The sequence below is a fragment of the Polaromonas sp. genome (genome assembly GCF_018780625.1).
Taxonomy (GTDB): domain Bacteria; phylum Pseudomonadota; class Gammaproteobacteria; order Burkholderiales; family Burkholderiaceae_C; genus Polaromonas.
The window spans coordinates 1-4,262 of sequence record NZ_JADMJK010000026.1; the positions used below are offsets into that span (position 1 = coordinate 1).

A 4,262-nucleotide genomic window follows, 5' to 3' on the forward strand; every position below is an offset into this window, starting at 1 on the left:
CATCTGGGTCGGCCCGAACTGCCACCTGGTGCACTACCCGCTGCGCGGCGGCGAGCAGTACAACGTGGTGGTGACCTTTCACAGCCGCAAGCCCGAGGAATGGGGCGTCACCGATGGCAGCAAGGAAGAAGTGCAGAGCTACTTCCAGGGCATCTGCCCCCAAGCGCGCCAGCTGATCGACCTGCCCAAGAGCTGGAAGCGCTGGGCCACGGCCGACCGCGAGCCGATCGGCCAGTGGTCCTTCGGCCGCGTCACGCTGCTGGGCGACGCCGCCCATCCGACCACGCAGTACATGGCGCAGGGCGCCTGCATGGCGATGGAAGACGGCGTCACGCTGGGCGAGGCGCTGCGCGTGAACAACAATGATTTCGTCAAGGCGTTCGACCTTTACCAGCGCTCGCGCGTTGCCCGCACCGCGCGCATCGTGCTGTCGAGCCGCGAGATGGGCCGCATCTACCACGCCCAGGGCGTCGAGCGCCTGGTGCGCAACGACCTGTGGAAGGGCCGCACGCCCGAGCGTTTCTATGATGCGATGGAGTGGCTGTACGGCTGGAACGTTGGCAATTGCCTGGCCAAAGACTGACCGATACCTGTCCGTACTGAACCCGAAAAAGGAGATTCGCTATGCAAGATCAAGACCGTTTTGACACGCTGGGCCGCATGGAAGACCTGCCGCAGGACTACCGCGACGAGCTGACGCAGCACAACCTGGTGCCGCTGTGGCCCAGCCTGCGCGCCGTGCTGCCGCCGGCCAAGCCGCAGCCCCGCACGCGGGCCACCGCCTGGTCCTATCAGACGCTCAAGCCGCTGCTGATCAAGGCCGGCGAGTTGACGCCGATTGAAAAGGCCGAGCGCCGCGTGCTGGTGCTGGCCAACCCCGGCCACGGCCTGGAAAAAATGCAGGCCAGCGCCGCCATGTACTTGGGCATGCAGCTACTGCTGCCCGGCGAATGGGCGCCATCGCACCGCCACACCCCCAACGCCGTTCGCATGATCGTCGAAGGCGAGGGCGCCTACACCACGGTCAACGGCGAGAAGTGCCCGATGAGTCGGGGCGACCTGATCCTCACGCCCACCGGCCTGTGGCACGAGCATGGCCACGACGGAGACCAGCCGGTGATCTGGCTCGATGTGCTGGATTTGCCGCTGGTGTATTACATGGAGGCGTCCTACCACATCGATGGCGACCGCCAGACCGTCAAGCCGGGCAGTGGCGACCGTACCTATGCCGGTGGCGGCATGGTGCCGACCGCCATGTTCGATCGCTCGAACAAAGCCTATCCGATGCTGCGTTACCCATGGGTCGAGGCGCGCGCCGCGCTCGTGACCCTGGCAGACGACCAGCCCGCGCTCGAATCGGTCCAGCTCACCTACGTCAACCCCGAGACCGGCAGCGACGCGCAGAACATCCTTGGCTACTACGCGCTGATGCTGCGCCCCGGCCAGACCTTGAAACTGCCGGTGCGCTCGCCTGCCATGGTGTTCCATGTGATCGAAGGCGGCGCCCGGGTCACGGTTGAAGACCAGGCCTTCACGCTGCTTGAAGCTGACACCTGCTGCGCGCCCGGTTACAGCGCGGTCAGTCTGCGCAACAGTTCGGCCGATCAACCCGCCTTCATCTTCATCGCCGACGAGTCGCCGCTGCACCGCAAGCTCGGGGTGTTCGAGAACCGCGGCTGAATCCGTTTTTTTACCCATTGCAAGGAAACCAACATGACCCAAACCACTTACCTCTGGACCCCGCCCGCCGTTCAATCGCTGCCCGTGCGCGGCAAGGCCGAGCGCCTGCCTGTCAACCGCATCTTCTTCGTCGGCCGCAACTACCATGCGCATGCCGTCGAGATGGGCAAGCCGGTGGACAAGTCGGTCGAGCGCCCGTTCTACTTCACCAAGGCACCGCAAACCCTGGTCGAATCCGGCGCCACCGTCACTTATCCGCCTGAAACCGCCAACTACCATTTTGAAATGGAACTGGTCGTTGCCATTGGCGCGCCGGCGTTTCGCGTGTCGCAGGAAGACGCCCACAAGGTGATCTACGGCTACGCCGCCGGCCTGGACATGACCCGCCGCGACCTGCAACTGGTGGCGCGCGACAAGGGCCGTCCGTGGGACTTGGGCAAGGACGTGGAGCAGTCCTCGGTCTGCAGCGAGATCGTTCCCATGCCCGGCGTGATCATTGACCAGGGTGAAATTGCCCTGAGCGTCAACGGCCAGGTCAAGCAGAAGTCTGACGTCAACAAGCTGATCTGGAATGTGCGCGAGATCATTGCCGACCTGTCGCTGTTCTACCACCTGCAGCCCGGCGACCTGATCTACACCGGCACGCCCGAAGGCGTGGGCGCGGTGGTGGCGGGCGACAGCATTGAAGGCCACGTCGAAGGCGTTGCTGACATCACGCTGAACGTCGGCCCGGCCGAATAAAGACGAGCTCTGTCGAAGCATCCACCCTGCACCGGGCATAGGCCCGTGCGGGGTGGATTTTTTTGACAAGCGCCCCGAAGATGCGCGGCACTCAACACAAGTAGACAAGTGATGACGATTTCAAGAGATTCCGAACGCGAAGCCCGGCGCATGCGCACGGTGATGTGGGTGGTGGCGCTCGCCACAGTGGGTCTCATATTTGACGGCTATGACCTCGTCGTCTATGGCACGGTCGTCTCGACTTTTCTGCGTGACCCCTCGCATATCGGCACCGTGACCCCGGCCATCGCTGGGGTTCTGGGCAGTTACGCGCTGGTCGGCGTGCTCGTCGGGGCGCTGCTTGCCGGTTCGGTGGGCGATATTCTGGGGCGCCGCAAGGTCATGCTGATCTCCTACGCCTGGTTTTCCGTCGGCATGGGACTCACGGCGATGACGACCACCTCGTCCATGTTCGGGTGGCTGCGGTTTTTCACCGGCCTGGGCGTGGGCGCGCTGGTGGCTACGACCGCTGCGCTGGTGTCGGAATATGCCCCAAAAGGCAAGAAGAACCTGATCAACGCGATCACCTATGGCGGCGTTCCGATGGGCAGCCTGCTGGCCGCCTTGCTCGCCATGTTTTTACTGCCGAGTATTGGCTGGCGCGGCTTATTCTGGATCGGCGCGCTGCCCATGGTCACGCTGTTGCCGCTGGCTTACTTCAAGATGCCTGAATCGGTGGCCTGGCTGGCTTCGCGCGGACGGCTTGAAGAGGCGCGCGCGCTTTCCGAGCGCACCGGTGTCGAGATTCCCACGGCCGAGGCCACGCCAGCCTGTGAGTCGGTTCCCGAGACCGAAGGCAAGGCCGGGTATGCAGGACTGTTTGGCGGCACCTATGTCTTCCCCACGATCATTCTCGGGCTGATGAGCGCGACCGGACTGATGTTGGTGTATTCGCTCAACACCTGGCTGCCTGAACTCATGCTGCGCGCTGGCTTCAATGCCAAGGGTTCGCTGTCGTTCCTGCTGGTGCTCAATGGCGGCTCGCTGATCGGTGGTCTGGCAGCCTCCCTGGCCGCCGATCGATTCGGGCCCAAGCCGGTTGTCGCTCTTTGTTTCGCGATCGGCGCGGCATCTCTCGTGCTGCTCACGCTCGGATTCCCGCTGGCGGCTCTGCTGGCCATCGTCGCTGTCGTCGGACTGGGCACCAGCGGCACGCAGACGCTGGTCTACGGCTTTGCGGCCAACTATTACCGCACCAACGTTCGTGGCGCTGGCGTGGCCTGGTGCGCAGGGTTCGGCCGCCTCGGCGGCGTCGGGGGTCCCATGCTGGGTGGGGTGCTGATCGGTGCCGGTTTTGCCCTCGACTCCATCTTCTATGTCCTGGCGGCGCTTGGCCTCATGGGTGCCCTGTTGACGCTGCTGGTGCCGCTGGCCCGAAGCCATCGTGTGTTGCACGCCACGCGCATCGCGCCAGCGCAGAAAACCGCGCCGGGCACGGCCGCAGCAGCTTTGCGCAAGCCTTGACGCCGGGGACAGGATTCTGTATAAAAATTTTCGTGGCTACTTCGCGCGTCAACGTCCCGGGCCCATGCCCACATCACCGATCCAACCTAGCTGAACAGGAACTTCCATGAAGCTGTATAACTTTTTTCGCAGCGGCACCTCGCACCGGCTGCGCATTGCGCTCAACCTCAAAGGGCTGCAGACGCAGTATGTGCCGGTTGACCTGCGCACCGAGCAGCACCTGAAGGACGAATTCAAGGCCGTCAACCCGCAGATGCTGGTGCCGGCGCTGGAGGTGGACGGCAAGGTGCTGATCCAGTCGCCCGCCATCATCGAGTGGCTCGAAGAAACGCACCCCG

At 64.0% G+C, this 4,262-nt stretch carries 5 protein-coding genes; all 5 read left to right on the forward strand.

The window, feature by feature from the left end:
• Positions 1–583, forward strand: a 583-nt coding sequence (locus IV091_RS01920) for an FAD-dependent monooxygenase (RefSeq protein ID WP_293464399.1), incomplete at its 5' end; no start/stop codon positions are given.
• Positions 584–624: 41 nt separating this feature from the next.
• Positions 625–1,680 carry a cupin domain-containing protein gene (locus tag IV091_RS01925; protein ID WP_293464400.1) on the forward strand — a complete coding sequence of 352 codons (1,056 nt, stop codon included), beginning with the start codon at positions 625–627 and terminating at the stop codon, positions 1,678–1,680.
• Positions 1,681–1,713: 33 nt separating this feature from the next.
• Positions 1,714–2,421, forward strand: a complete 708-nt coding sequence (locus IV091_RS01930) for a fumarylacetoacetate hydrolase family protein (protein WP_293464402.1) — start codon at positions 1,714–1,716, stop codon at positions 2,419–2,421.
• Between the two features lie 111 nt (positions 2,422–2,532).
• A complete protein-coding gene (locus IV091_RS01935) occupies positions 2,533–3,924 on the forward strand; it encodes an MFS transporter (RefSeq protein WP_293464404.1) in 1,392 nt (463 codons plus the stop codon).
• Between the two features lie 106 nt (positions 3,925–4,030).
• Positions 4,031–4,262, forward strand: a 232-nt coding sequence (locus IV091_RS01940; protein ID WP_293464406.1) for a glutathione S-transferase N-terminal domain-containing protein, incomplete at its 3' end; no start/stop codon positions are given.